General features: G+C 64.6%; 20 protein-coding genes. 8 read left to right on the top strand and 12 right to left on the bottom strand.

Features of this window, described 5'->3' with window-relative positions:
• Positions 1-20: 20 nt before the first annotated feature.
• The 4 genes from RN346_RS04010 to RN346_RS03995 all read left to right on the top strand — a co-directional run bounded on the left by RN346_RS04010 (position 21) and on the right by RN346_RS03995 (position 3,250).
• On the top strand, positions 21-956 hold the full coding sequence (locus tag RN346_RS04010; protein WP_311962206.1) for a glyoxylate/hydroxypyruvate reductase A: 936 nt from the start codon (positions 21-23) through the stop codon (positions 954-956).
• 75 nt (positions 957-1,031) lie between these two features.
• The gene (locus tag RN346_RS04005; protein ID WP_311962205.1) at positions 1,032-1,721 is read left to right on the top strand and encodes a hypothetical protein; all 690 of its coding nucleotides are present in this window, start codon (positions 1,032-1,034) and stop codon (positions 1,719-1,721) included.
• A 15-nt stretch (positions 1,722-1,736) separates the two neighbouring features.
• Positions 1,737-2,663, top strand: coding sequence for a lysine exporter LysO family protein (locus RN346_RS04000; protein ID WP_311962203.1), 927 nt, complete (start codon positions 1,737-1,739; stop codon positions 2,661-2,663).
• Positions 2,664-2,704: 41 nt separating this feature from the next.
• Complete coding sequence (locus RN346_RS03995; protein WP_263584870.1) at positions 2,705-3,250, top strand: cysteine hydrolase family protein; 546 nt, start codon at positions 2,705-2,707, stop codon at positions 3,248-3,250.
• 25 nt (positions 3,251-3,275) lie between these two features.
• Here RN346_RS03995 and RN346_RS03990 read toward each other — a convergent pair whose 3' ends face one another.
• From RN346_RS03990 to RN346_RS03965, 6 genes are all read right to left on the bottom strand, one after another.
• Positions 3,276-3,869 (bottom strand): GNAT family protein, encoded by a 594-nt coding sequence (locus tag RN346_RS03990; protein WP_311962201.1) that lies wholly within the window; start codon positions 3,867-3,869, stop codon positions 3,276-3,278.
• A 53-nt stretch (positions 3,870-3,922) separates the two neighbouring features.
• Positions 3,923-5,122: a serine hydrolase gene (locus RN346_RS03985; protein WP_311962200.1), complete on the bottom strand. Its 1,200-nt coding sequence runs from the start codon at positions 5,120-5,122 to the stop codon at positions 3,923-3,925.
• Between the two features lie 20 nt (positions 5,123-5,142).
• Entirely contained in the window at positions 5,143-7,341 is a 2,199-nt protein-coding gene (locus tag RN346_RS03980) for an OsmC domain/YcaO domain-containing protein (protein WP_311962688.1), read from the bottom strand.
• 106 nt (positions 7,342-7,447) lie between these two features.
• Positions 7,448-8,758 carry an amino-acid N-acetyltransferase gene (argA, locus tag RN346_RS03975; RefSeq protein ID WP_311962199.1) on the bottom strand — a complete coding sequence of 437 codons (1,311 nt, stop codon included), beginning with the start codon at positions 8,756-8,758 and terminating at the stop codon, positions 7,448-7,450.
• A 150-nt stretch (positions 8,759-8,908) separates the two neighbouring features.
• On the bottom strand, positions 8,909-10,174 hold the full coding sequence (locus RN346_RS03970) for an inorganic phosphate transporter (protein ID WP_263584874.1): 1,266 nt from the start codon (positions 10,172-10,174) through the stop codon (positions 8,909-8,911).
• A gap of 9 nt (positions 10,175-10,183) precedes the next feature.
• The gene (locus RN346_RS03965; protein ID WP_263584875.1) at positions 10,184-10,864 is read right to left on the bottom strand and encodes a TIGR00153 family protein; all 681 of its coding nucleotides are present in this window, start codon (positions 10,862-10,864) and stop codon (positions 10,184-10,186) included.
• Positions 10,865-11,000: 136 nt separating this feature from the next.
• Between RN346_RS03965 and RN346_RS03960 the strand changes: the two genes are divergently transcribed.
• Together RN346_RS03960 and RN346_RS03955 are read left to right on the top strand one after the other, a co-directional pair.
• Complete coding sequence (locus tag RN346_RS03960) at positions 11,001-11,879, top strand: CYTH domain-containing protein (RefSeq protein ID WP_311962198.1); 879 nt, start codon at positions 11,001-11,003, stop codon at positions 11,877-11,879.
• A gap of 29 nt (positions 11,880-11,908) precedes the next feature.
• Complete coding sequence (locus tag RN346_RS03955) at positions 11,909-12,874, top strand: ion transporter (protein ID WP_263584877.1); 966 nt, start codon at positions 11,909-11,911, stop codon at positions 12,872-12,874.
• Positions 12,875-12,895: 21 nt separating this feature from the next.
• Here RN346_RS03955 and RN346_RS03950 read toward each other — a convergent pair whose 3' ends face one another.
• Together RN346_RS03950 and RN346_RS03945 are read right to left on the bottom strand one after the other, a co-directional pair.
• On the bottom strand, positions 12,896-13,519 hold the full coding sequence (locus RN346_RS03950; RefSeq protein ID WP_263584878.1) for an L-threonylcarbamoyladenylate synthase: 624 nt from the start codon (positions 13,517-13,519) through the stop codon (positions 12,896-12,898).
• A 71-nt stretch (positions 13,520-13,590) separates the two neighbouring features.
• A complete protein-coding gene (locus RN346_RS03945) occupies positions 13,591-14,529 on the bottom strand; it encodes a PHP domain-containing protein (RefSeq protein WP_311962197.1) in 939 nt (312 codons plus the stop codon).
• Positions 14,530-14,719: 190 nt separating this feature from the next.
• Between RN346_RS03945 and RN346_RS03940 the strand changes: the two genes are divergently transcribed.
• Positions 14,720-15,019, top strand: coding sequence for a YciI family protein (locus tag RN346_RS03940; protein ID WP_263584880.1), 300 nt, complete (start codon positions 14,720-14,722; stop codon positions 15,017-15,019).
• Positions 15,020-15,185: 166 nt separating this feature from the next.
• Positions 15,186-17,189 carry a bifunctional tRNA (5-methylaminomethyl-2-thiouridine)(34)-methyltransferase MnmD/FAD-dependent 5-carboxymethylaminomethyl-2-thiouridine(34) oxidoreductase MnmC gene (mnmC, locus tag RN346_RS03935; protein ID WP_409335783.1) on the top strand — a complete coding sequence of 668 codons (2,004 nt, stop codon included), beginning with the start codon at positions 15,186-15,188 and terminating at the stop codon, positions 17,187-17,189.
• Between the two features lie 11 nt (positions 17,190-17,200).
• On the opposite strand, the gene RN346_RS03930 is transcribed toward mnmC, so the two are convergent.
• From RN346_RS03930 to smc, 4 genes are all read right to left on the bottom strand, one after another.
• Positions 17,201-17,476 (bottom strand): YheU family protein, encoded by a 276-nt coding sequence (locus tag RN346_RS03930; protein ID WP_263584881.1) that lies wholly within the window; start codon positions 17,474-17,476, stop codon positions 17,201-17,203.
• Complete coding sequence (ligA, locus tag RN346_RS03925) at positions 17,473-19,509, bottom strand: NAD-dependent DNA ligase LigA (protein WP_311962196.1); 2,037 nt, start codon at positions 19,507-19,509, stop codon at positions 17,473-17,475. Before ligA ends, RN346_RS03930 begins: the two co-directional genes overlap by 4 nt.
• Positions 19,510-19,626: 117 nt before the next feature.
• Positions 19,627-21,528: a cell division protein ZipA gene (zipA, locus tag RN346_RS03920; RefSeq protein ID WP_311962195.1), complete on the bottom strand. Its 1,902-nt coding sequence runs from the start codon at positions 21,526-21,528 to the stop codon at positions 19,627-19,629.
• Positions 21,529-22,121: 593 nt separating this feature from the next.
• On the bottom strand, positions 22,122-25,613 hold the full coding sequence (gene smc, locus RN346_RS03915) for a chromosome segregation protein SMC (protein WP_311962194.1): 3,492 nt from the start codon (positions 25,611-25,613) through the stop codon (positions 22,122-22,124).
• Positions 25,614-25,629: the final 16 nt, after the last annotated feature.

Genomic DNA, 25,629 nt, shown 5'->3' with positions numbered 1-25,629 from the left:
GCGATTCACGGAGGTTTTTCATGAAGATCGTGGTACATACCGACCAGGCCGACCAGTGGCAGGCCGCACTCAGCGAGGCGCTACCCGAGGCAACGGTGCTCAAAAGCGATGCGCCGGCGCAAGAGCGCCAGGGCGCCGACTATCTCGCCGTCTGGAAGGCGCCGGGGCATCTGCTGGCCGAGCAGCGCGCGCTTAAAGGCATCATCAACCTGGGCGCCGGTGTGGATCACCTGCTCGCCTCCCCCGAGCGCCCGGCAGACGTACCGATCGTCAAGCTGCGCGACGCCGGTATGGGCGAGCTGATGGCTGACTACGTGCTCTACGGGGTGCTGCATTTCTATCGCAGCATGGACCGCTACAGCGCGCAGCAGCCAGGCGCGCAGTGGCAGCCACACGAGGTCGTGGAGAAAGCCCAGTGGCCGGTCGGCGTCCTGGGGCTCGGGGCGATCGGCCAGGCGGTGGCGAGCGCCCTCGACCAGGCCGGTTTTCCGGTGCTGGGCTGGAGCCGGTCGCCCAAGACGCTCAAGAACGTGCGCTGCCTGCACGGCGAGGCGGGGCTCGATGAGCTGTTGGGCCAGGTTCAAAGCGTGGTGACCATTTTGCCGGACACCCCGGCCACTCGGCATATTCTGAACGCCGAGCGGCTCGCGCGCCTGCCCAAGGGCGGAAGCGTGATCAACCCGGGCCGGGGCGGTCTGATCGACGAAGACGCCCTGCTCGAGGCGCTTGGAAGCGGTGAGCAGGAAGGCCATTTGCGCGGCGCCCTGCTGGACGTGTTCAGCGAGGAGCCACTGCCGGCGGCCCACCCGCTTTGGCAGCATCCGCGCGTGTTGATCACGCCGCACATGGCCGCCCCCACGCCGCTGGCGGACGCCATCGACCAGGTGATCTCGTACCTGCACGCTTTCGAGGCCGGCGACGCCATCGCCACGGTCAACCCAAGCGACGGCTACTGACGGCCGCGACGTTTTGACTGAACGAAGCGCTGAGCTCGACGCTCTCAGGGAAGATTGAAGCAAAGGAGAAGGATCGTGCTCAAACCTGTACCTTCGCGCCGCCGCGCCGCCTGTCTGGCGCTTGCGTGCCTGACCATGGGCGTCACCGCGGCCAGTACTGCGGCCCAGACGCCGGAGCTTGTCGCCCCGCGCCCTTTCGAGGCGAGCTACCGGCTGGAAATTCGCGGCTGGCCCGGCGCCACCGTGCGCCATACGCTCAGTCAGGAAGGGCTTCACTGGCTCTCGAGCATGCGTTTTTCCATCGCCGTGGCCAAGGGTGAGGAGCGCAGCCGCTTCGCGGTGGAGGGCAACGACACCCGGGCGCTGCTCTATTCGAGCAGCTATTCCCTGCTGGGCGTCGGCGACGACTATACGCTTGGTGAGGCCGAGCTTACCGCCCTCGATCGTCAAGCCGCGCTGTTCGATCTGTCGCGCCGCGTGGAGAGAGCCGAGTGCACCGAGCGTGCGCCCTGCGACATCACCTTTCTCGACCATCGCGGGCGCGACGAGCACTTTCAGTACTACATCCATCCGGAAACCACCGTGAGCGTTCCCGCCGGTGATTTTCAGGCGCCGAGCGTCACGCTTACGGACGTCGAAAAGCCGGATCGCCATATCGACTTAAGCTTTCACCCCCAGTGGCCCGGCCTGATTCTCTCTGCGGAGTACATCAAGGATGGCCGCCGGGATACCACCCTCACGTTGACACGGTTTGCACCGCAATAAGGCTCGCCCACCCCCATGTTCTCCGGTTTACTCATCGTACTGCTGCCTCTGATCGGGGGCTATCTTTTGCGCGTTCGCTCACCGCGGCTGCTGGAACTCATCAATCGCGGCGTCAGCGCCTCGGTGTATCTGATTTTGCTGCTGATGGGCGTGAGCCTGGCCGGACTCGAGAATCTGACGGGCCAGCTCTCGACACTGGGGGGAAGCACGCTGGTGCTGTTTTCGATCACGATGGTGTTCAACCTGGCCGCCCTTGGCTGGCTATCGCGCAGGCTGACGCTCAAGGCTGGCGCATCTAACGTGGTCGAGAACGCGCCGACCAGCAAGCTTGCCGCGATCAAGGGCTCACTGTTACTGCTGGTGACGGTCGTACTGGGTGTGGTGTTGGGTCTGCTGCTGGCGCTGCTTTGGGGCCGCGAACTGTTCACCACGGCGGATCTGCTCGCCGAATGGGCGCTCTACGCGCTGCTCGTGCTGATCGGGTGTCAGCTACGCAACTCCGGCATGGCGCTCAAGCAGATTCTGCTCAACCGGCTGGGGCTGGCCATCGCCGCGACGCTGGCAGCGAGCTCGCTACTGGCCGGGCTTGCCGCCGCGCCGCTTTTATCGCTGACGCCCTTTGAGGGGCTCGCCATGGCCTCGGGCTTTGGCTGGTATTCGCTCTCGGCGATTCTGATCGGCGACCAGCTCGGCCCGCTGCTCGGCGGCGTGGCGTTTTTCAACGACCTGGCCCGGGAGCTTTTAGCGTTCGTGCTGATTCCGCTGATCATCCACCGCCACGCGCCGCTTGCCATCGGCGTCGGCGGCGCCACCTCGATGGATTTCACCCTGCCGGTGATCCAGCAGCACGGCGGCGTGGCCTGCGTGCCGGTCGCGGTGGTCAGCGGCTTCATCCTGTCGCTTTTATCACCGCCGTTGATTTTGTTTTTTCTCTCGCTTTAGATACACCAGGGCGCAGCCACACCACGACCGAAGGGGCAGACATGAAAGCACTGATCAACATCGACTACACCGTTGACTTCGTCGCCGACACCGGCAGTCTCACCTGCGGCGCGCCGGGTCAGGCCATTCACGATGCCCTGCTGGCGCTGACGAAGTCGTTCGTCGAGGCCGGCGACTTCGTCGTGTTCGCCATCGACCGGCACGCTCAAGACGACCCCTACCATCCGGAAACGGCGCTCTTTCCGCCCCACAATATCGTGGGTACCGAGGGCCGGGCGCTCTATGGCGAGCTCGCGGCGTACCACGCAAGCGTAAAGCACGCACCCAACGTGCATACGATGGACAAGAGCCGCTACAGCGCCTTTCACGGCACCGACCTTGAAATCAAACTGCGCGAGCGCGGAATCACCGAGGTGCATCTGGTCGGCGTATGTACCGATATTTGCGTACTGCACACGGCGGTCGATGCTTACAACCGGGGGTTCAAAATCGTCGTCCATCAGAACGCCGTGGCAAGCTTCGACGCCGCCGGCCACGCCTGGGCGCTGGGTCACTTTCAGAACGTGCTGGGCGCCCAAGTGGTCTGACCCCGTATCGCGGCCAATAGCGTTCTCAGCCCGGCGTCAATCGCGCGAGCTTGCTCCTCAAATTCATGCGCACCGCCGGCCACTCGGATTCGATGATCGAATAGACCACGGTGTCGCGCAGCGAGCCATCACTCAGGATCTGGTGGGCGCGCAAAATACCGTCCTGCTTGGCGCCCAGCGACTCGATCGCCGCGCGCGAAGCCCGGTTGAAGAAGTGGGTGCGAAACTCGCAGGCGATTGCCCGGGAGGCCTCGAACAGGTTCGATAGCATCAAGAGCTTGCACTCGGCGTTCACCGCGGTGCCGCGAACGCTCTGGGAGTACCAGGTATAGCCGATCATCGCCCGGCGGTTGGCGGCGTCGACGGCGTAAAACCGCGTGGTGCCAACGATATCGCCGCTGGCCAGGTGGCGCACGGCGTAGGCCAGGTGACCGCGGCTGGCCTCTTCGATGGCCCGCTCCACGTAGGCGGCCATCTCTTCGGGGCGCGGGACACTGGCGTACCAGAGCGTCCAGCCCTGCCCGTCGCGCACCGCCTCGGCAAGCGCCTCGATATGCCCGGCGTTCAAGGGCTCCAGGCGCACGTGCTGGCCCTCGAGCTGCTGCTCCTGAATAAACATCGCTACCTCCTGACGGATAGCCCTTGTCTGTGCGACCGAGTCGCGCGGCTCGTCTAACGCTCGGCGCCGCTGGCGGCCAGGTGGTCGCTCAGGGCGTGGAAGAACTGGGTGATCGGCACGATCTCCATGGCTTCCGCCTTGGGCTGGGCGCTGGTCATGGCGATGACCATATCGTTGTCCGGGTCGATGAACACCCACTGGCCGAAGATGCCCACCGCCGAGAAGGCGTTATCACCTTCCGGCCACCAGGAGTAGCCGTACTCGATCTCCTCGCCACCGATCTCGTGAGGTCTTGCCGACTCCGTCACCCAACCTTCCGGCAGCACGTTCGGCGCACGCTGCTCCTCGAGCACGAACTGACCAAAGCGCGCATAGTCGCGTAGCGTGATCAGAAGCCCGCTTCCGCCGATCTCCTGGCCATCCTCGCCGTCGAGCCACCACTTTGCATCGGTTTCCATGCCATAGTTCGCCCAGATCTTCTCGGAGAGGTATTCAGAGGCGCTCTTGCCTACCGCACCGTTGATGATCGCCGAGAGCAGCTGGGTTTCGCCGGTGCTGTAGTTCCACACCGTGCCGGGGTCGGCGGCGCGTTCGAGCCCGCCCATGAACTCGAGAATCGCGCCCGGGCGCTGTTCGAGCTGAAGCTCGAGCATCTGGCGGCGCTCGGAGTCCGGATCGGCGTAGGTTTCATCCCAGGCCACGCCGGAAGCCATCAAAAGAATCTGCTCGACGCTGACGTCGTCATAGACGCTGCCCTCGAGCGCCGGCACGTAGGTGCTGACCGGGTCGTCGAGACTTTCGATATGGCCATCCTTGAGCGCGGCGCCGATCAGCGTCGAGGAGACCGACTTGGCGATCGACATCGACATCCAGGGCGTCTGGGCGGTATTGCCGAGCGCGTACTGCTCGAACACCACGTCGTTGTCGTGCACCGCCATCAGCCCGCTCACCCGGTTGAGCGCCATGAAGTCATAAATGTCGTAGGTCACGCCATCATGGGTCAGCGAGAAATCCTCGAGCGAGGCGTCGCGCTGACCAAACCGATGCGGCTCAGCCGCCGCCTTGACCGTGCGGGTTGGGAAGAGCCGGTCGATGTGGCGCGAAAGCTCGACCTGCTCGTCGGGCATCATCTGGCCGCTATACAGCTTTCGCACCTCGCTTTGGCTTTGCTCGGAGCTCTGGGCCCAGGCCGCCGGGGCAAGGGCCAGGGCGCCGGCGATCAGCGAGGTGTTGAGTAGCGTCGGTGTGGTCATATCACCCTCTCTTGATTGGCTCACGCAAGGCCCGCTTTGGCAGCACGCGCGGCGTGAAGTTTCCTGTAGCTTTCGATCAGGCGCTGGTGGCGCTCCAGGCCATCGAGCTGCAGGTTGGTGGGCGTGAGCCCGTAAAAGCGCACGGAGCCTTCGACGGAGCCGACCACCGCCGCCATGGTCGCCTCGCCGAACATGCGGGTGAAATTGGGCAGGTAGTCGTCGAGCTCCAGCTCGTCGTCCAGCGCGATCTCCAGCACCGCCTGTACCGCCTGGTAGAAGAGCCCGCGCTCGACGGTGTTGTCGTTGTACTGCAAAAACATCTCGACGCAGTCCAGCGCCTCGTCGAGCCGACCCAGCGCCAGAAAGATCAGAAGCTTGAGTTCCAATATAGTGAGCTGGCCCCAGACGGTGTTTTCGTCGAACTCGATGCCGATCAGCGTGATGATGTCGGCATGATCGTCCATCTGGCTCTCTTCCAGGCGCTCGACCAGATCCGTGAGCGCCTCGTCGTCGAGGGCGTGGAGGTTGAGAATATCCTCGCGGTAGTCGAGCGCCTTGTTGGTGTTGTCCCAGATCAGATCCTCGATCGGGTACACCTCGGAGTAGCCCGGCACCAGAATGCGGCATACCGGCGCGCCGAGATCCTCGTGAACGGCCATGTACACCTCGGCGTCGAGCTCGGCGAAGATGTCGAACAGCGTCTCGGCCTCCTGCTGGGAGGTCTTGCGCCCTTCGTCGGTGAAGTCCCACTCGACGAACTCGAAGTTCGAGCGCGCGCTGAAAAAGCGCCAGGAGACCACGCCGACCGAGTCGATGAAGTGCTCGACGAAGTTGTTGGGCTCGGCCAGCGTCTGGGAGTTGAACGTCGGCAGCGGCAGATCGTTCAGGCCTTCGAAGCTGCGCCCCTGCAACAGTTCCGTGAGGCTACGTTCGAGTGCCACCTCGAAGCTTGGGTGGGCGCCGAAGGAGGCGAACACGCCGCCGGTGCGCGGGTTCATGAGCGTCACACACATGACCGGGAACTGGCCGCCCATCGAGGCATCCTTCACCAGCACCGGGAAGCCCTGGGCCTCCAGCGCCTGGATGCCTTCGATAATGCCCGGATACTTCGCCAGCACCGCCTGCGGCACGTCCGGAAGCGAAAGCTCCTGCTCGAGAATGTCGCGCTTGACCGCGCGCTCGAAAATTTCCGACAGACACTGTACCTGGGCTTCCGCCAGGGTGTTGCCGGCGCTCATGCCGTTACTCAGAAACAGATTCTCGATCAGATTCGACGGGAAGTAGACCGTCTCGCCATCCGAGTGGCGCGTAAACGGCAGCGAGACGATGCCGCGGTCCACGCGTCCGGAGTTGGTGTCGAAAAGATGCGAGCCGGCAAGCTCGCCTTCCGGGTTGTAGATCGCCCGCGTATGCGCGTCGAGGATCTCGTCGGGCAGTTCGTCATTGGGGCCCGGCTGAAACCACTTTTCATTCGGGTAGTGGACGAAGTCACTGCCCGCGATCTCTTCGCCGAAGAACTGGTCGTTGTAGAAGAAGTTGCACGACAGGCGCTCGATGAACTCGCCCAGCGCCGAGCACAGCGCGCTCTCCTTGGTCGCGCCCTTGCCGTTGGTGAAGCACATGGGGGCGGCGGCGTCGCGAATGTGCAGCGACCAGACGTGGGGCACGATATTGCGCCAGGAGGCGATCTCGATCTTCATGCCCAGATCCGCAAGGATGCCGCTCATGGTGGCGATGGTCTGCTCCAGCGGTGCATCCTTGCCCTCAATAAACGTTTCGCCGCCTTCGGGGGCGCCCATGAGAAGCGCCTGAGCGTCCTCGTCGATGTTCTCGACCACCTCGATCTGAAACTCCGGGCCGGTCTGCACGACCTTTTTCACCGTGCAGCGGTCGATCGAGCGCAGCATGCCCTCGCGGTCCTTTTCGGAAATGTCCTCGGGCAGCTCGACCTGGATCTTGAAGATCTGCTTGTAGCGGTTTTCCGGGTCGACGATGTTGTTTTGGGAGAGCCGAATGTTGTCGGTCGGAATATTGCGCGCGTTGCAGTACACCTTGACGAAGTACGCCGCGCACATGGCGGATGAGGCCAGAAAGTAGTCGAAGGGGCCGGGGGCGGAGCCGTCGCCCTTGTAGCGAATCGGCTGATCCGAAATAACGCTGAAGTCGTCGAACTTCGCCTCGAGGCGAAGGTTGTCGAGATAGTTGACCTTGATTTCCATGGGGCAGACGTCCGAATCGATGAGTGTGCCCGGCGCGTTTATATGGCTTTGGGCGATGGCCCCCATTATCCAGTTTTTCGCCCGCCCCGTCTGCCCGTCGCGCGTCTTACAGCGTTTTGATCAGCACCTTGGATTTGCGCGCGTGGTTGTAGGTATCGCGCCTGAGCGGCGGAAGCTCCTCCAGGCTTGCGTCCTGGAAGCCGTGCTCGACGAACCAATGGGCGGTGTGGGTGGTGAGCACGAAAAGCGCCGCCAGCCCGGCTTTGCGCGCGCGCCGCTCGACGGCCTCGATCAGGCGCTCGCCGCGCTCGCCGCCGCGGTAGCTTTCGTGCACCGCCACACAGGCCAGCTCGCCGACGCCGGCCTCCGAAAAGAGGTGCAGCGCCGCGCAGCCGATTACCATGCCGTCGCGCTCAATCACCTGGTAGTCGTCGATCTCGTGCTCGAGGCGCGCGCGGGAGCGCGCCACCAGCATCCCGCGGCGCTCCAGCGGCTCGAGAAGCTCCAAAAGCCCCGCCACGTCGTTGAGCGTGGCGGCTCGAAGCTGCTCGTAGCGGTGCTCGGTGATCATCGTGCCTACGCCGTCGCGGGTGAAAAGCTCGCCCAGCAGCGCATCCGGGTCCTGCCAGCTGAGCAGGTGCGTGCGCGCCACGCCCTTGCGCGCCGCGGTAGAGGCCGCGCTCAGGTGGCGGGCGAGCTCGGAGCCGGGGGCGGCGGCGGCGAGCCGGGGCTCGGCCTCCTTCGGGCTGAGCTGGCGAAGCAGCCCGCCCTGCTCGTCTTCGAGGCCTTCCGAGTCACCGAGCAGAATCAGCTTGTCCGCCTTGAGCGCCACGGCGGCGTGCTGGGCGACGTCGGCGGCGTCGAGATCGAACACCTCGCCGGTACTGGAAAAGCCCAGCGGCGGCAGCAATACCAGCGACCCTTGGCTCAAAAGCTCCTGAATGGCACTGGCGCGCACCCGGCGCACCTCGCCGCTATGATCGAAATCCACCCCTTCGCGCACGCCCAGCGGCTTGGCGGTGACCAGGTTGCCGGAGACTACGCTTAACTCAACGCCGTGCAGCGGGGAGCTTGGCAGCCCCAGGGAGAGGCGTGCCTCGAGCCACAGCCGCTGGTGGGACGCCACCTGCTCGACCTGAGCCATCACCGCGCGATCGGCCACCCAGCGCCCGTCGACGTGAACGGGTGCCACGCCCGCCGCGGTGAGCGCAGCCTGCACCTGGGGGCGCACGCCGAACACCACGACCAGGCGAACGCCGAGCGTGTGCAACAGCGCCAGATCCTGAATCAGCTGCTCGCCACGGTGTGAGGCCATGGCGTCGCCTTCGATCAAAATCACGAAGGTTCGCCCGCGGTGCGCGTTGATGTACGGCGAGGCGTTACGAAACCAGTCGACAAAGGGGAAGCGTTTATCCAAGGGGCCGCTCTCCGGCGCAGAGTGAATGAAGGCGTTGGCAGACCGACTACTTTAACAGAGCCCGAAAAACCAGCGCCAAAAAAAACGGCACCGCTTTGCAAGACTCGCCGGGGCGAAGCAAAACGGTGCCGCGTGGCAGGCGCGTTGGCGTTAGCCGAACATGCCCTTGAACATGAAGAAGAACACGATGGCCAGACACGCGCCCGCCGGCAGCGTGATCAGCCAGGACATCACGATGGTGCCGATGACGCGCAGATTGAGTGCGGCCATGCCGCGGGCAAGTCCCACGCCCAGCACCGCGCCGACCAGCGTGTGGGTGGTCGAGATCGGCAGGCCAGTGGCCGAGGCCAGTACCACGGTGCTCGCCGCGGCCAGGGTCGCAGCAAAGCCGCGGCTCGGCGTAAGCTCGGTGATGCCGGTGCCGACGGTGGCGATCACGCGGTGGCCGTAGGTCACCAGACCAAACACGATACCGCCACCACCGAGCACCAGCACCCACCAGGGCACCAGCGCGGCGCTGTCGATCATGCCTTCGCTACGCACCACGCTGATCACCGCGGCCAGCGGGCCGACCGCGTTGGCGACATCGTTGGAGCCGTGGGCGAACGCCATGGCGCAGGCGGTAAAGATCATCAGCACGCCAAATACGCGCTCGACGTTGGCGTAGCCGAAGTGGTCGGCGGCGTTTTGTTCGAACTTGATCCGCCGCTGCATGACGATCCCCAGCCCCATGATGGCCGCACCCAATAGAATCGAGAGGATCAGGCTTTGGCTAAAGCTCAGGTCGAGCCCGACGTGGGATAGCCCCTTGGTGAGCGTCACCATCGAGACGATGAAGCCGACCAGAAACACGTAGCCAGGCACGTAGCGCTTGGCGGCGGCAAAGGGGTCATTGCTTTCGAAAATCAAATGATGAACGGATTTGAACAGCACGTAGCCGATGGTACCGGCCAGAAGCGGCGACACCACCCAGCTCGAGGCGATCTGGGTCACCTTGTCCCAGGCCACCGCCTCGACCCCCAGGCCTACCGCGGCGAAACCGACGATGGCGCCGACGATCGAGTGGGTGGTCGAGACCGGCCAGCCCTTGGCCGAGGCCACCATCAGCCAGATACCGGCGGCCAGAAGCGCCGAGAGCATGCCGTAGACCAGAAACTGCGGATTGGCCTCCAAAAGCGCCGGGTCGATGATGCCGCCCCGAATGGTAGCAGTGACTTCGCCGCCGGCAAGCCAGGCGCCAAGAAACTCGAAAATCACCGCGATGATGATGGCCTGCTTGATGGTGATCGCTTTCGACCCCACCGAGGTTCCCATGGCGTTGGCGACATCGTTGGCGCCCACGCCCCAGGCCATGAAAAAGCCGAATACACAGGCGAGAATGATAAAAATATCGCCATACTGGGCAATAATCTGCATGCGGTCCCCTTAACGCGCGGTCAAAATCTGCAGTCGGCTACCCACGCGCTCGGCGCGGTCCGATACTTCGCCCACCCACTCGATGATCTTGTAAAGGAAGATCACATCCACCGGCGGCAGTACACTTTCGAGCTCGAAAAGCTGGCGGCGAATCGCCACCTGTTGATCGTCGGCCTGATGTTCCAGGGTATGCAGCTCGCGAATCATGTTCTGCATAACATCCGACACGTTGCGCCCGAAGCCGGATTCCAGCAGCTCCTTGAGCTCCTCGAGCGCCTGACGCGCCTGAGCCACGCAGGCTACGCTGGTGATCATGTAGTCGCGCATCGGCTCGGCAAGCTCATCCGGCACGCGCATTTTACGTCCCAGCATAATGCCGGTAATGTCACGCACCTTATTGGCGATCTTGTCCTGCACGCTGATCAGATCCAACAGATCCGAGCGCGATACCGGCAGGAACATGGTGCTGGGCAAATTCAAGCGCAGCTCGGTTTTCAGCGTGTCCGCATCGTGCTCAAGACAGGTGACACGCTCACGCAGTGCCGTCGCGGTCTCCCAGTCGCCTGCCAGCGAGGCCTCGAAAAAGGGCAGCAGCTGATCGGCGCACTCGTTGGCCTTGACGATATGGGCCAGAAGCGGCTGGAAGGGCGAACGGCCGAACATGGCGGAAAAAGGATTGGAGGTAACCATAGTGCCTTTCATCCTGAGTGTGGAAAGCCTGAAAATGGCGGCGCTAGTATAAAGAGTGCGCCTGCCGCCGTCATGAAAAGTTCATAAAGACGTCGAAATTTAACGCAACGTTCACAAAAGCAAGGTAGCCATTGTCATGAAAGATCACTCCCCGCTCGAAGTAGAGCTTAAGCTAGCGCTGCCTGCCGCGTCCATCGACGCCCTTTTAAGCTACCCTGCCCTGGCCAAGGCCCCAACCCGAAAGCGCCTGACCAACACTTATTACGACACCCCCAATAAGGACCTTTCCCGCCAGGGCATCGCCGTGCGGCTGCGCCAGACCGGCGGGCAGACGCTGCAAACGGTCAAAACGAAAGGCCACGGCGGCGGCGGGCTCTCGACACGGGGCGAGTGGGAGTGGGCCGTGAGCAAAGGGCTGGATATAAAGGCGCTCGCCGCCCTGCCGCCGTTCGAGAACGTATCTATTGAGGCGCTCAAGGCCCTCACCCCGACGCTTGCCACGGATTTCGACCGGCGCAGCTGGATGATCGACTGGAACGATAGCCGCATCGAGCTCGTGCTCGATGAAGGCGAGGTCCGTGCCAACGGCGCGCGGGCCGTGATTTGTGAAATCGAGCTCGAGCTCAAGGAAGGCGCTCCCGATGCGCTCTGGTCGCTGGCGCTCTCGATGTCGAGTTTCGTTCCACTTCGCCCGAGCGATTCGAGCAAGGCCGCCCGCGGCAATGCCCTGAGTCATGGCGAGTGGACGCTGCCCCAGGCCAACACCCCCAGCAAGTGGCTGCACCGGGCGACGGTGGCGATGGACGCCTACCAGGACAGCCGCGAACCAGCGTACTTCGAGCACGCCGTTCGCGCCTACGAGACGCTGGCCGAGCATCCGGCGCTTGCCGAGCCGCTTCGCCCGACCGCGGCGGCGCTCGCTCGGGCGCTCGATAAAAACGCCACGAGTATCAGCTTTGGCTACAACGCCTTGAGTCTGGCGCATCGCCTGACCCTTGAAAGCGCGCTAAGCTGAACCGGCTTGCCACGTTCAAGGATAACGCCATGAGCCTTCACCTCGCGCCGGGCCCGGAAGGCCTGCGTTCGCAGCTTTTTCACATTATTTTCGAATCCGATACGCCCGGCGCCAAGGCCTTCGATCTGGCGCTGATCATCGCGATTCTCACCAGCGTCACGATCATCATCCTTGGCAGTGTCGAGAGCATCGCCCAGCCCTACGGGGAGATATTTCTCTACATCGAGTGGACGATCACGATCCTGTTCAGTATCGAGCTTCTGGTGCGCCTCTACTGCCTGGATCGACCGCTGGCCTATATCAAAAGCTTCTACGGCGCGGTGGATCTGATCGCCATTCTTCCCGCCTGGCTGGTGCTGCTGGTACCCGGCGCGCACGGGTTGGTGATCGTGCGCCTTTTGCGCGTGCTGCGTATTTTTCGCATTCTGCGAATGATGGAGTTCGTCGGCGAAGGCCACATGCTGCTCGAGGCGCTCAAGCGTAGCTCACGCCAGATTCTGCTCTTTTTCAGCAGCATTCTGATGGTGGTGACGCTGTTCGCCGCGCTGATGTACACCATCGAGTCCGAAGAGGCGGGCTTTACCAGCATTCCGATCTCGATCTACTGGGCGATCGTGAGCATGACCACGGTAGGTTACGGCGATATCGTGCCGTTAACGCCGCTGGGCAAATCGATCACGGTGATTTTGATGCTGCTGGGCTACTCGATCATCGCCGTGCCCACCGGCGTCTTCTCGGCCCAGGTAATCCGCTCCATTCGTGAGGACCGCTACTCGGAAGAGGCCTGCCCCGGTTGCGGTCACGACCACCACGAAAAGCGCGCCCGCTACTGCCTGCGTTGCGGCACCTGGCTCGACGAGTTCAGCGAGGACCCGCGCGAGGAGGAGCGACGCGAAAAGGAAGAGAAGAAAGCCCGGGAAGCGAAGGAGAAGATGGAGGAGTTGAAGCTCGAGGAGAAAAAGCGCGCCGATGAAGACGAGGACGCCGGCGAATAATCGCCGGCGTCGCCCACAAGGCTAGCTCTCGAAGGGCGCGGTATCGCCGCGCCCTTCGCGCACGATGGTCGGCGGCATGGTGCGAAGATCGATCACGCTGGTGGGGTCCAGATGGCAGGCGCCGCCATCGATGATCAAATCCAGGTGTGCACTGAAGCGCTCGCGAATCTCTTCCGGGTCGTTCATGGGAAGCGTCTCGTCCACCGGGATGAGCGTCACGCTCATCAGGGGCTCCCCCAGGGCTTCGAGCAGCGCGTGGGTGATGCGATGGTCCGGCACGCGCACGCCGATCGAGCGGCGCTTGGGGTGCAAAAGAAGCCTTGGCACTTCGGTGGTCGCTTCCAGAATGTAGGTGTAGGGCCCCGGCGTGTGCGCCTTGAGCAGGCGAAACACCGCGTTATCCACCTTGGCATAGGTGCCGATTTCGGAGAGATCCGAACACACCAGGGTAAAGTTGTGCTTGTCGTCGAGCGAGCGCAGCCACTTGATCTTCTCGATCGCCTTTTTCTCGCCCAAATGGCAGCCCAGCGCGTAGCCCGAGTCTGTCGGATAGGCGATGACCCCGCCCTTGCGAATGATCTCGACGGCCTGGTCGATCAAGCGCTTTTGCGGATTTTCCGGATGGATCTGAAAATACTGGCTCATGGCTGACTCCTTGCCCTGTCACTTCTCGCCCGGCGGGCGGTGTTCCCCAAGCATAGCTCACGATGGCCGTGTCATGCCGGCGTGCCCACGGGCAGAAGCCCGGCGGGCGCCTCGTGTAAATGGATTAGCCGCGGATGCTGCCAGATCGGCCGCGCCGCGGTGCGCGGGATGGCGCTGGTGCTACCGGGGGCGGCGTGGCTGCCGGGAAAGTGAAAATCGCTGCCCAGGGAGGCATACAGGTCGCGCTCGACGAGCTGGCGCGCCAGATCGCGGGTGGCGTCCGGATTCTGCTGGCCGCTGACCAGCTCCACGGCCTGGCCGCCGGCGGCCACGAAGCTGTCCATCAGCTGGCCGCGCTTTCGCCGGGTCAGCCCGTAGCGAAGCGGGTGGGCGATCGCCGCTACCCCACCGGAGGCGACGACCCACTCGACCGCCTCACCGATCTCGGGCCAGTGCGCCTTGACGTCGCCCTTCTTGCCGCTGCCCAGGTAGCGCTTGAAGGCGCTGGCCCAGTCCGACGCCAGCCCCTCTGCCACGAGCGCCCGGGCGAAGTCCGGGCGTCCCAGCGGGCGCTCGCTTCCGGCGTGTTCGCGCGCCTTGGCCAGCGCATCCTTGAGCCCCAACTTCTCCAGCCGCTGGGCGATCACCTCGGCGCGCTGAATACGCGCCTGGCGCTGCGCCTCGAGACCTTCGATGAGCGGCCCGCGGGCGCCCCCCGGCATCAGTGCCACCACGTGAATGTTGATGCCCTGCCAGCGCGTGGAGAGCTCGCAGCCGGCGATCAGACAAAGGCCTTCTCGCTCGCAGGCCAGTGCCGCCTCAGCCACGCCGTCCATGGTGTCGTGGTCGGTCAAAGCGATATGAGAAAGCCCGCGGCTTGCGCACAGCGCGACGAGATCGAAGGGCGACAGCGCGCCGTCGGAGGCGGTGGAATGCATGTGCAAATCCACCGGATAGCCGTGGTCGGCCTCGAAGCTTTCGGGCAGCACGGTCACAGGGAGTCGGGGCATGGGCATGACGTCGGTTGGGGAGTTTGTCAGAATGGGGGCCTTCACGTATAAATACGGGCGTTTGCACGCGCCGCGCCATGGTACCTAACGCGCGTGCGCCGTACCATGTACGCCGCGATATGAAACGCTGATTTTTATTCACGGCCCGCCCCCCCAGACCACGCTTTGCGCTTAACGCCGAGGACCCCCCATGCTCTACGCCATCATGAGTGAAGACGTTTCCGATAGTCTGGAAAAGCGCCAGGCGGCGCGCCCGGACCACCTCGCCCGCCTGGAAGCACTACGCGACGAGGGCCGTCTGGTGCTGGCGGGCCCGCACCCGGCCATCGACAGCGAAAGCCCGGGAGATACCGGCTTCACCGGCAGCCTGGTCGTGGCGGAGTTCGATAGTCTGGACGACGCCCAGGCGTTTGCCGATAGCGACCCTTACGTGGCGGCAGGCGTCTACGCCCGCGTCACCGTGAAGCCCTTCAAGAAAGTAATGCCTTGATTTTTACGGGCTGCTATGGGGGTGTCGCCGGCTTTTGCACAGAGGCTGTGGAAAACTCTGTGAAAACACGGCGGACGCTTTTCTCAAAGCGAGAGAGTGCGCCCGTATTAACGAATTGATCATTTTTTAACCGCTTTTCACGCTTGCCTCGACAACGGATATTCGTGTGACCCAGCGCCACCCTGTAATGCCGCCCCTGGAGACCTTGACCGCCCCGCCGCTGACCTGGGAAGACGCCGCCCCGCACTCGAGTCAGTTCGGCGACGTCTATTTTTCCCGCGAGGACGGCCGCGCCGAAACCGAGCACGTGTTCCTGCACGCCAACCGGCTGCCCGAGCGCTTTGCCACCTGGCACGAGCCACGGGCGTTCGTCATCGGCGAGACGGGCTTTGGCACCGGGCTCAACGTGCTCAGCGCCTGGGCGTGCTTCGAGAAGCACGCCCAGGCTGGCGCGCGCCTTCATCTGTTATCCACAGAGAAGTACCCAATGCCTGTCGAAGCGCTGTCCCGCGCGTTAAACGCCTGGCCCTCGCTTTCCCACTACGCCGACGCACTCTGCGCGCGCTGGCCCGCCCCCGTCGCCGGCATTCACCGGCTGCACTTGAGCGAGCGGGTGACGCTGGACCTTCACTTTGGCGATACCACCGAGCGTTTAACGCTGCTCGACGGCCGGGTCGACGCCTGGTTTCTGGACGGCTTCGCGCCCTCCAAAAACCCGGCAATGTGGCAGGACGCGCTGTTCGAGGCCATGGCGGCGCGCTCGCATCCCGGGGCGACCTTCGCCACCTTCACCTGCGCCGGTATCGTCAAGCGTGGGCTCAAGGCGGCAGGCTTTGCGATCCGCAAAGTGCCGGGCTTTGGGCGCAAGCGCGAGATGCTCGCTGGCGAGATCGACCACCCGCCGGTGGATAACCGCCGCCACCACACGCCCTGGTTCACTCCGCAAGCGCTGCAGCCAGTCGCGCACGTCGCGGTGATCGGCGCGGGCCTGGCCGGGGCCTGCACGGCGGCCGCGCTCGCCCGGCGTGGGGTGAAGGTCAGCGTGTTCGAGCGCGAAGCGCCGGGCGCCGGCGGCTCGGGCAACCGCCAGGGCGCGCTCTACGTCAAGCTCGCCGTCGAGACCAACCGGCAGAGCCGCTTCTATCTGGCGGGGCTTTTGTACAGCGCGCGCTGGTTGGGCGGGCTTCAAGGGAGTGAGGCGTTCTGGTCACCCTGCGGGGTGGTGCAGCTGGCGACCAGCGACAAGGAAGCGAGCCGCCAGCGCCGCTTTTTGGCGCGCCACCCGCTGGGGGACGCGGTGGTTCAGGCGCACCAGGGGGGGCTCGCTACGCTGGCGGGCGTCACAGGCGAGACCGAGCACGCGCTGTTCTATCCACAGGCGGGCTGGGCACGCCCCCAGAAACTTTGCCAGGCGCTGCTGGACCATCCACGCATTACGCTCAAAAAAGCCGAGGTGAGCGCGCTTGAAGCCGATGCATCCGGCTGGCGCCTGACGCTTGGGGATAACAGCGCATGTCAGGCGGATCAGGTCGTCATTGCCTGCGCGCACCAGGCAAACGCGTTCACCCAGACGCAAACCCTCGCCCTGCAAAAAGTGCGCGGCCAGGTGAGCTCGCTGGCGCTTCCCGAGGGCGTGAGCGCCCCGTCCAGAGTGGTGTGCGCCGGCGGCTACGTCTGCCCGCCTGTGGAGGGCGTGCTCACCTTCGGCGCAAGCTTCGTGCCCAACGACGGCGAGCGCGACCTGCGTGAGGCGGATCACCAGCGCAATATCGACGAGCTCAAGGCCGCACTGCCCGAATGGGTTGAGGCGCTCGAGCGCGCAAGCGGCCCATTGACGCCGGCAAGGCTCTCCGGGCGGGCCGCGATCCGCGCGGCGAGCCCGGACAAGACGCCTTACGCCGGGCCGGTACCCAACGCAGAGGCGTGGCAGCGCGACTACGCCGCGCTCTCGAAGGACGCCTCCCGCGTGGCACCCATACCCGGCGCGCACCATCCGGGGCTCTGGGTGTCGGCGGCGCACGGCAGCCGGGGGCTTGCCAGCGCCCCGCTGTGCGCCGAGGTCATCGCCTCCCGGATGCTCAATGAGCCGCTGCCGATCGAGGCCGCGCTCGCCGATCACCTGCACCCGGGCCGACGGCTGATCAGCGCGCTGATTCGCGCCGATTCATAGACAGTACGCGCCTAGTAGTCGCCCTCCTCCTCGTCGTCGGCGAGATCGCGGCCAAAGGCGCGCCACTGCTCGAGCGTCATCACTTCGGTGTACTCGAGCTCTAGATCGTGGGCGATGAGCAGCTCGCCGCGCTCGAGCTGGCGCTTGAGCTCGACTACCCAGCCGTGCATGCCCTCACCGCTGGTGTCGGTGGTGTCGTAGCCCTGTCGGGTCACGAACGCCTCGAGCAGTGCGTTCAGGGTTTCCGGCGGCAGCATGCGCGCCGGCACTTCGATGAATCGGCTCATTCGGCCTGCTCCCACTGCTTGAGTTGTTGCGTAAAGGCGGCCTCGTCCAGCACCTCGACCCCGAGCTCCTCGGCCTTGGCCAGCTTGCTGCCCGCCGCTTCGCCGGCGACCACGCAGGTGGTCTTTTTCGAAACGCTGCCGGCGACCTTCGCCCCCAGCGCCTGCAGGCGCGCCTTGCCCTCGTCGCGCGTCATGGTCTCAAGGCTTCCGGTGAGCACCCAGGTCTGGCCCTCCAGCGGCGTTGGGCCGCGCGTGACTTCCGCCTCCTCCCACGTGAGGCCGGAGGCGATCAGCGCCTCGATGGTTTCCCGGTTGTGCGGCTGCTGGAAAAACAGATGCACGTGGGCGGCGACGATCGGACCGACGTCGTTGACTGCTTCGAGCGCGGCCTGATCGGCGGCCATCAGCGCCTCGAGCGTGCCGAAGTGGCTCGCCAGATTCACCGCGGTCGCCTCGCCCACTTCGCGAATGCCGAGGGCATAGACGAAGCGTGCGAAGGTGGTGTTTTTGGCACTTTCGAGCGCCGCGACCAGGTTCTGCGACGATTTCGCGCCCATGCGCGGAAGTTCGGCCAGCCCCTCGGCGGTGAGACCGAACAGATCCGCCGGTGTCTTGACCCAGTCGCGCTCGACGAGTTGGTCGATGATCTTTTCGCCCAGCCCGTCCACATCCAGCGCCTTGCGGCTGGCGAAGTGCTTGAGCGCCTCCTTGCGCTGGGCGGGGCAGAATAGCCCGCCGGTACAGCGCGCCACTGCCTCGCCCTCGACGCGTTCGATGTCCGAGCCGCACACCGGGCAGGCGGTAGGAAACTCGATTACGCGGGCGGCCTTCGGGCGTTTGTCGGGGTCGACGCGCACGACCTGGGGAATGACGTCGCCGGCCCGGCGAATCGCCACAGTGTCGCCGATCATCACGCCAAGCCGTTCGATCTCATCGGCGTTATGGAGCGTGGCGTTGGAGACGGTGACGCCGGCCACGCTCACCGGCGCAAGCCTGGCCACCGGGGTGATGGCGCCGGTACGCCCCACCTGAAACTCCACGTCGTTGAGCGTGGTGACCTCCTCCTGGGCGGGGAACTTGAACGCCACTGCCCAGCGCGGCGCGCGGGCCACGAACCCGAGCTCGCGCTGGGCGCGCAGATCATTGACCTTGATCACCACGCCGTCGATGTCATAGCCCAGCTTCAAACGCTTCTCGCCCAGCGCGTCGCAGTAGCGGGCCACCGCGTCGGGGCCGGTGAGCGTTTCAAGCTCGCTGCTCGAGCGAAAGCCGAGCGTCTTGAGTCTGGCCATCAGTGCGCTGTGGCTGGTGTCGCCGGCATCCGGGTCGAGCCTGGCGACCTGGTAGGCGTGAAACTCCAGCGGGCGCTTGGCGGTGATGCGTGGGTCGAGCTGGCGCAGGCTGCCGGCGGCGGCGTTGCGCGGATTGGCGAACACCCGGCCCTCCTCTTCCCGAGCGCGCTCGTTGAGCGCCTCGAAACCTTCATGGCGCATGATGACCTCGCCGCGCACTTCCAGCAGCGCCGGGGCCGGGTCGCCCCGAAGGCTGAGCGGAATCGAGCGCAGCGTGCGCAGATTCGAGGTGATGCCTTCGCCAGTGCGCCCATCGCCGCGGGTCGCGCCGTGGGTCAGCACGCCCTGCTCGTACACCAGCGATACCGCCGCGCCGTCGAGCTTGGGCTCGCAGCTGAACTCGATCTCGCTTGCGTCACACTCCAGGCGCTCGGCCACGCGCTCGGCAAAGGCGAAAATGTCGTCGCGGTCAAAAGCGTTGTCCAGTGACAGCATCGGGGTAGCGTGGGCCACCGCGGGAAAACCTTCCGCTGGCGCCGCGCCTACCCGCTGGGTAGGCGACTCCGGCGTAACGAGCTCCGGATGCTTCGCCTCGATCTCTTTCAGCGCCTGCAGCTTGCGGTCGTAGTCGGCGTCGGTCAGCGCGGGCTCGTCGAGCACGTAGTAGCGGTGGTTGGCGTCGTCGAGCTCGGCGCGAAGCGAGGCGAGCTCTTCGAGCACCTCAATAGAGGGCTGACTCATGCGTTGGGGTTCCGTGAAGCGGGTCTCTGATGGACATATCCTAAAGCCTGGCAGCCAGCGGCTCCAGAAACAAAAACACCCGCCTTTTCAGGCGGGTGTTTTCATACAGACGAAGTGCTAGCGGGCGTGGCGCTGTAGCCGGTGACGGCGTTCGAACTCGTGGACCCGCTGGCGGGCGAACTCGATGGTTTGCGCCGTCATGACGCTGCGGTTTTCGTCCTTGAGCTCGCCGCCCATGTGACGCACCACTACCATGGCGGTTTCCACCATCGCCTCGAACGCGGCGGCGCTGTCGAGCGCGCCGGGCAGCGGCATCAGGAAGGTGACGCCGGGCGTGGCGAACTCGTCCATCTGCTCGATGGGGAAGGTACCGGGCTTGACCACGTTGACCATGGAGAACTGCAGCGCACTGTCGTCGCTTTCGGTCTCGAAACGGTGGAACACGCCCATGGCGCTGCAGTAACGAAGCCCGCAGGCCATCATCAGCTCCAGCAGTTTGCCGCCGTCGAAGCCGTCTTCATCCCGGGAAAGCACGCTGATGACGACCATTTCCGACGCGTCGGTTAGTGCGTCCCTGGCGCGAGCGCCAGAAACGTCGTGGCGAAGCGCTTTCGCAAGCGTCGGATGCACGCGTACGCTGCTCTCTTCAAACGCCGGCGCATCGCTGTACTCGTCGCCATACTCGTCAGGGTAATCGCCATCGTCGCGGTCGTCGCTCCGGGGCTCGGCAAAGCGCTCGTCATAACGGCGCTCCCCCCCCTGGCGGCGCAGCGCGCTCATGGAGGGCTCGGCGCTGTAAAGCTCGTCGTTTTCGAAGCGAGTCGCGCTGTTGGCAGCTTCAAGCTCGCGGGCCCGAGCGTTCTCCTGGGCGATGCGCGCCTTTTCGGCCTCGGCGGCCTCCTTCGCTTCGCGGCGCTGCTCGGCTTCCAGCGCCTTACGCTCGGCTTTTTGCTTGGCCAGCGCCTTCGCCCGCTCGGCTTTTTCTGCCTTTTTACGCTCGCGGGTCTGGCGGTGCTCGATCATCCGACGCTTGAACGAGCGCCCGATGCCTTCGAAATCGACCAGCCGGTACTCGTCGACGGTATCGTCATCGAGCTCCCCGGCGGTATGGGCGCGCAGCTGGCGCCGCTTGCGTGCCTCGGTGCTCTTGACGTGCGCAGCGGTGTCTTCGGGCTCGGCACGAAGCACCGGCTCCTGCTCGGCGGCCGGGGCCGATTCGCTTGCCGCGACGGCCTCGTCACTTGAAAGCGGTTCCGGGCGCGAAGCGGGCGTTTCCGAAGTCATGCTCGGGTCGATCGTTTCATCAAGCGGTGCGGGCTTAGCCTGAACCGGTGCAGGCTCGGCCGGGGCAGCAGAAAGGGTCGGCTCGACCGGCTCGGCGGACGACGCGCTACTCTCGGGCGCCGGCTCGACGAAAAGGCTGGGCTCCTGACGCTCCGCGCCGTCCAGGGCGGGCTCGGTAGCGGGTCGCGGCGCCGGGCTTACGGGCTCATCGGTGGCGAAGGAAGGGGCTGATATTTCAGACGCTGAAGCATTTGCGGCAGACGTTTTAGGCGCAGGCGTTGCTGCTGATGCTTTAAAAGCAGCGCGTTTGGAGGCGCCGGGCTGGGCTTGAGAGGCGCTTTCAGCGTGCTCATCGCTGTAGCCGCCTTCATAAGCAAACTGCTGGCCGCCGGCCGCCTTTTTGGAACGCGTGGCTGCCCGCGAGAACGAACGTTTGAAATCGGAGAGTACGCGGGACGGGCCTGGGTGCTCCTGACGCTCCAGCTGCGGCTTTTTGCCCAAACCGCTGTAGTCGGCGGGTTTGACTACGCGCGCGCCTCCGTTGGGAAGCTCCCAGTTGATTTCGGCTTCCTTGGCCTCGTCATCGAACTCCTCTGCCGACGCTTTAGGCAGGTTATCGACCGCTTGGTCGAGCCTTGGCACTCGGCGCTGGCGCTGAAGCCTTCGAACCCCATCGACCACGATAAGCGACACCAACGCCAATCCCAGAATGATTAACCACTCTCTTAATTCCATGTCGAGCATTCCATGGGTCATTTTAACCGGTTAAAGGCGCTACCCTTGATGATCATTCGCGTCCATCCAAACGCTGCACCGACCACCAAACATAGTGCGACTGCTATAAAAAGGACAACGTGTGCTTGCTCTACGCGGGCTATCCGCCATTTCGATCAATACTCGACAGAGTAAATCCGGCGCTTGGACAAACGGTAACGCTAAAAGTGCCATCCTGGCGCTTGTTCGGGCCAACGCTATTCGACACGTGGGCCGCAGGCCCTTTAGCGGTCGGCGAGTCTTTGATGACGCTCCGTCCCGCTTATAAATGTGCTCAGTGTAGAAGCGTTAACCCATGATGACAAAATCTTACCGCCATACTCGCTCATTAAACAAGCACAACTCGGGATTATCGCGACAAGTGCTCAAGAGTTGGCGTTAGTTTGATTAAAAAGAGCGCTATAACGAAACTCGTTAAGCGCTCCTTTTATACTATATATATGTCCAGCCGCTATTTTTTTTCATCAATGGGATCAAACGTTCCGCGCCCACGCTATCGGCTGGCATCGATACGCCGGATAAAGGGCGCCTTTCATGGGGCCTGCCCTCGTTCTTTAGTCGACCAAAGCGGCGGCTTCGTCGATACCGACCGACACCAGCCTTGAGACGCCGGGCTCCTGCATGGTGACACCCATCAGCCGTTCGGCAGCCTCCATGGCGATCTTGTTATGGGTGATGTAGATGAACTGGACGTTCTCCGACATCTCCTTGACCAGTTTGGCGTAGCGGCCGACGTTGGCATCGTCCAGCGGCGCGTCGACCTCATCGAGCATGCAAAACGGCGCCGGGTTGAGCCTGAAGATCGAAAACACCAGCGACAGCGCCGTCAGCGCCTTTTCACCGCCGGAGAGTAGGTGAATGGTGCTGTTCTTCTTGCCCGGCGGGCGCGCCATGATCGCCACCCCCGTCTCCAGCAGATCCTCGCCGGTGAGCGTGAGCCACGCCGCGCCGCCGCCGAACACCCGCGGGAAGAGTTCCTGCAGCCCGGCGTTGACCTGATCGAAGGTGTCGCGAAAGCGCACCCGGGTCTCCTGGTCGATGCGCTTGATCGCCCGTTCCAGGGTCTCGAGCGCCTCGGTCAGCTCGGCGTGCTGGGCTTCCAGGTAGTTGCGCCGCTCGGCCTGCTGGTCGTACTCCTCGATCGCCGCCAGGTTGATCGCACCAAGCTTTCGGATCTTCTCCGAGGTGTTCTCCAGAAGCGACTGCCAGCGTGACTCTTCTGCATCATCGGCAAGCCCATTGGCGAGCGCCTCGACATCGTGGCCGAGCTCGGCCAGCGCCTCGTCCTGGGTGGCGGCCTTGAGGGTCAGCGCCTGCACCTCCATGCGAAGCGTCTGGAGCTGTTCGCGGCTCTGCTCCAGAGTGCGCTCGTGATTTTGTCGGGCGAGCTCGTCATTTCTGAGCTGTTCGGTGATGACCTGGGCCTGCTCGCGGGTGTCACTCAGCCGGGCCTGGCGCTGCTCGCGCTCATGGAAAAGCTCCTCGAGCTCTTCAGCAGCGAGTTCGTCGGGCTCTCTTAGCGCCTCGCGGGCCTCTTCGAGCTCTTCGATACGCAGCGTCAGGCGCTCGTCGCTCTCCTCGGCGCGGGCCTGCTGGGCGCGCAGGCTATCGCGCTCGGTGTTGAGCCGCTCGCGCTCCAGCGCCAGCGCCTGCTGGCTCGCCTTGAGCGGGGCCTGCTCGCGGCTCAAACGCTCGAACTCCTCCCGGGCGCGGGCGCGCTGCTCCACGCTCTCCTCGCGGGCGGTGGCCGCCTCGTCGAGCTTTGCCATGGCGTCGTTCCAGCGCTCGCGCTGCTCCTCGAGGCTGAGTACCAGCGTCGCCTCGTCCTCCTTGAGGGTGGCAAGCTCGTCGTCGATCTCGGCGGCGCGGCCCTCCAGGTGCTCGAGCCGCTGCGCCAGGCGCTGCTCCTTGACCGCGAGCTGCTGGCGAAGCGCACCGTGTTCGCGCTCGGCCTGGTCGCGCTCGCCGCGCTCGTGCTCGAGATTTTCAAGCTGTTCGGCGAGTCTTTCGCACTGCGCGTCCAGCGCTTCGAGCGCCTGCTCGAGCGCCTCCTGCTCCCGGCTGAGTTCGTCGAAACGCCGGCGAGTCACCAGCAGCGCATCGACGCCCTGCCCGCTCGCTTTCTGCGAAAGCCACCCCGGCCCGCACCAGAGCCCTTGCCGACTGACCGCGCTCTCTCCCGCAGGCAGCCGGGCGGCAAGCGCCTGGGCCTCATCATCACCTTCGACAACGTGAATGCGCGCGAGCCACTCACTAAGCGCCCCGGCGCCGTCCACCTTCGCATCGAGCCGGCCGTCGTTGTGTGCCCTGGGAGCGGTGGCGTCGATCAGGCACCAGTCGGTGGCCAGCGCCTCGGGCAGCTTTGATAGCGCCGCGCCGTCCACCATACGAGCATTGAGCCAAGGCGCGAGCAGCCAGGAGACGACCGATTCCCAGCCGGGCGCGGCCTGCAGGGTTTCGCCGAGCCTCGGGGCGCTCTCGAGGCCCAGCGCCTGGAGATGGCCATCGAGCGCCGGGTCGTGGTCGGCAAGCGCCGCGTCGATCAGTGCCTTGAGTGAGGCGAGTTCGCCCTGGCAGCGGCTCAGTTCCCCACGCTTGTCATCGCGGGTCTTGAGCGCGCGCTGGTGCGCCCCTTTGGTGTCGCTGATGCGCTGCTGGGCCTGCTCGCGCTCGGTTTGAAACTGCTCGACGCGCCACTCGGCCGCTTCGAGCTCGGTCTGGCTTTGAGCGTGCTCCTGGCGCACGGCGGTGGTGTCGTCGAGATCACCGCGCTGCTGCTCGCGGCGCTCACGCTCGCCCTGCAGGCGCTTGATGCGCTGCTCCAGATCGGCCACCTGGTCCTGGCCGCGCTCGGCGCTGCGGCTGGCGTCGCGCCAGCGGGCGTCGAGGTCGGCAAAGTGCTGCTCGGCGTGCTCGAGCGTCGGCTTGATGCCGGCTAACGCCTCCTCCAGCGCCTCGAGCTGCTCCTCCAGGCCTTCGAGCTCTGGCAACAGCGTCTCCCAGCGCTCGTCGATCGCACTCAGGCGCTCGCGGTCGCCTTCGCTCACCCGGCGCTGCTCATCGAGATCGCGCCGGGCGGTGTCGATATCGCTTGCCAGCTGGCTTTCGCGGCTCTTGCGGTGGGCCTGGTCCTGCTCGAGGCGGGCGATGCGCGTGGTGGTCTCGAAGAACTGCTGCTGGTGACGCTCGAGCACCTCGGCGAGTTCGTCGTGCTGGGCGCGGGCCTGCTCGAGGCGGGTTTCGCAGGCGCGCACGCCGAACACGTCCTTCTCGACGCTGATTTCGAGCTCGCGCACGCGAGCTTCCTGGCGGGTCTGCTCGGCACGCAGGGCGCGACCGCGAATCAGCGCAAGCTCGCCCTTGAGCTGGTACTCCTGGGATTTCAGCGTCTGGTAGCGCTTGGCGGCCTCGGCCTGGCGCTTCAAGCGCTCGAGCTGCTTGTCGAGCTCTTCGCGAATGTCATCCAGGCGCTCCAGGTTCTCCTGGGTGCGGCGCATGCGGTTTTCGGTTTCGCGGCGGCGCTCCTTGTACTTGGAGATGCCGGCGGCCTCTTCCAACGTGGCGCGCAGATCGTCCGGGCGCGCCTCGATCAGCCTGGAGATCATGCCCTGACCGATCAGCGCGTAGGAGCGCGGACCAAGGCCGGTGCCCATGAACAGATCCGCGATATCCCGGCGGCGGCACTTCTGGCCGTTAAAGAAGTAGTTGGACTGGCCGTCGCGAGTGACCAGACGCTTGACGGCGATTTCCGAATACTGGGCGTAGGCACCGCCCATGGCGCCGTCGCGGTTGTCGAACTTGAGCTCAATGGCGGCCTGGCCGACCGGCTTGCGCCCGGTGGAGCCGTTGAAGATGACGTCCGCCATCGACTCGCCGCGCAGGGTCTTGGCCGAAGACTCGCCCATCACCCAGCGCACCGCGTCGATGATGTTGGACTTGCCGCAGCCATTGGGGCCGACGATCGCGGTCATGTTGCCATCGAAGGGCACCGTGATGGGATCGACGAAGGATTTGAACCCGGTAAGGCGTATGGACGTTAGGCGCATCGCGGCTCTTTGAAAA

Source organism: Halomonas sp. PAMB 3232 (assembly GCF_031954225.1).
In the GTDB taxonomy this organism is placed as follows: Bacteria; Pseudomonadota; Gammaproteobacteria; order Pseudomonadales; family Halomonadaceae; genus Vreelandella.
Note: the sequence above shows the minus strand (reverse complement) of the source record. Positions and strands in the feature narration are given on the sequence as shown.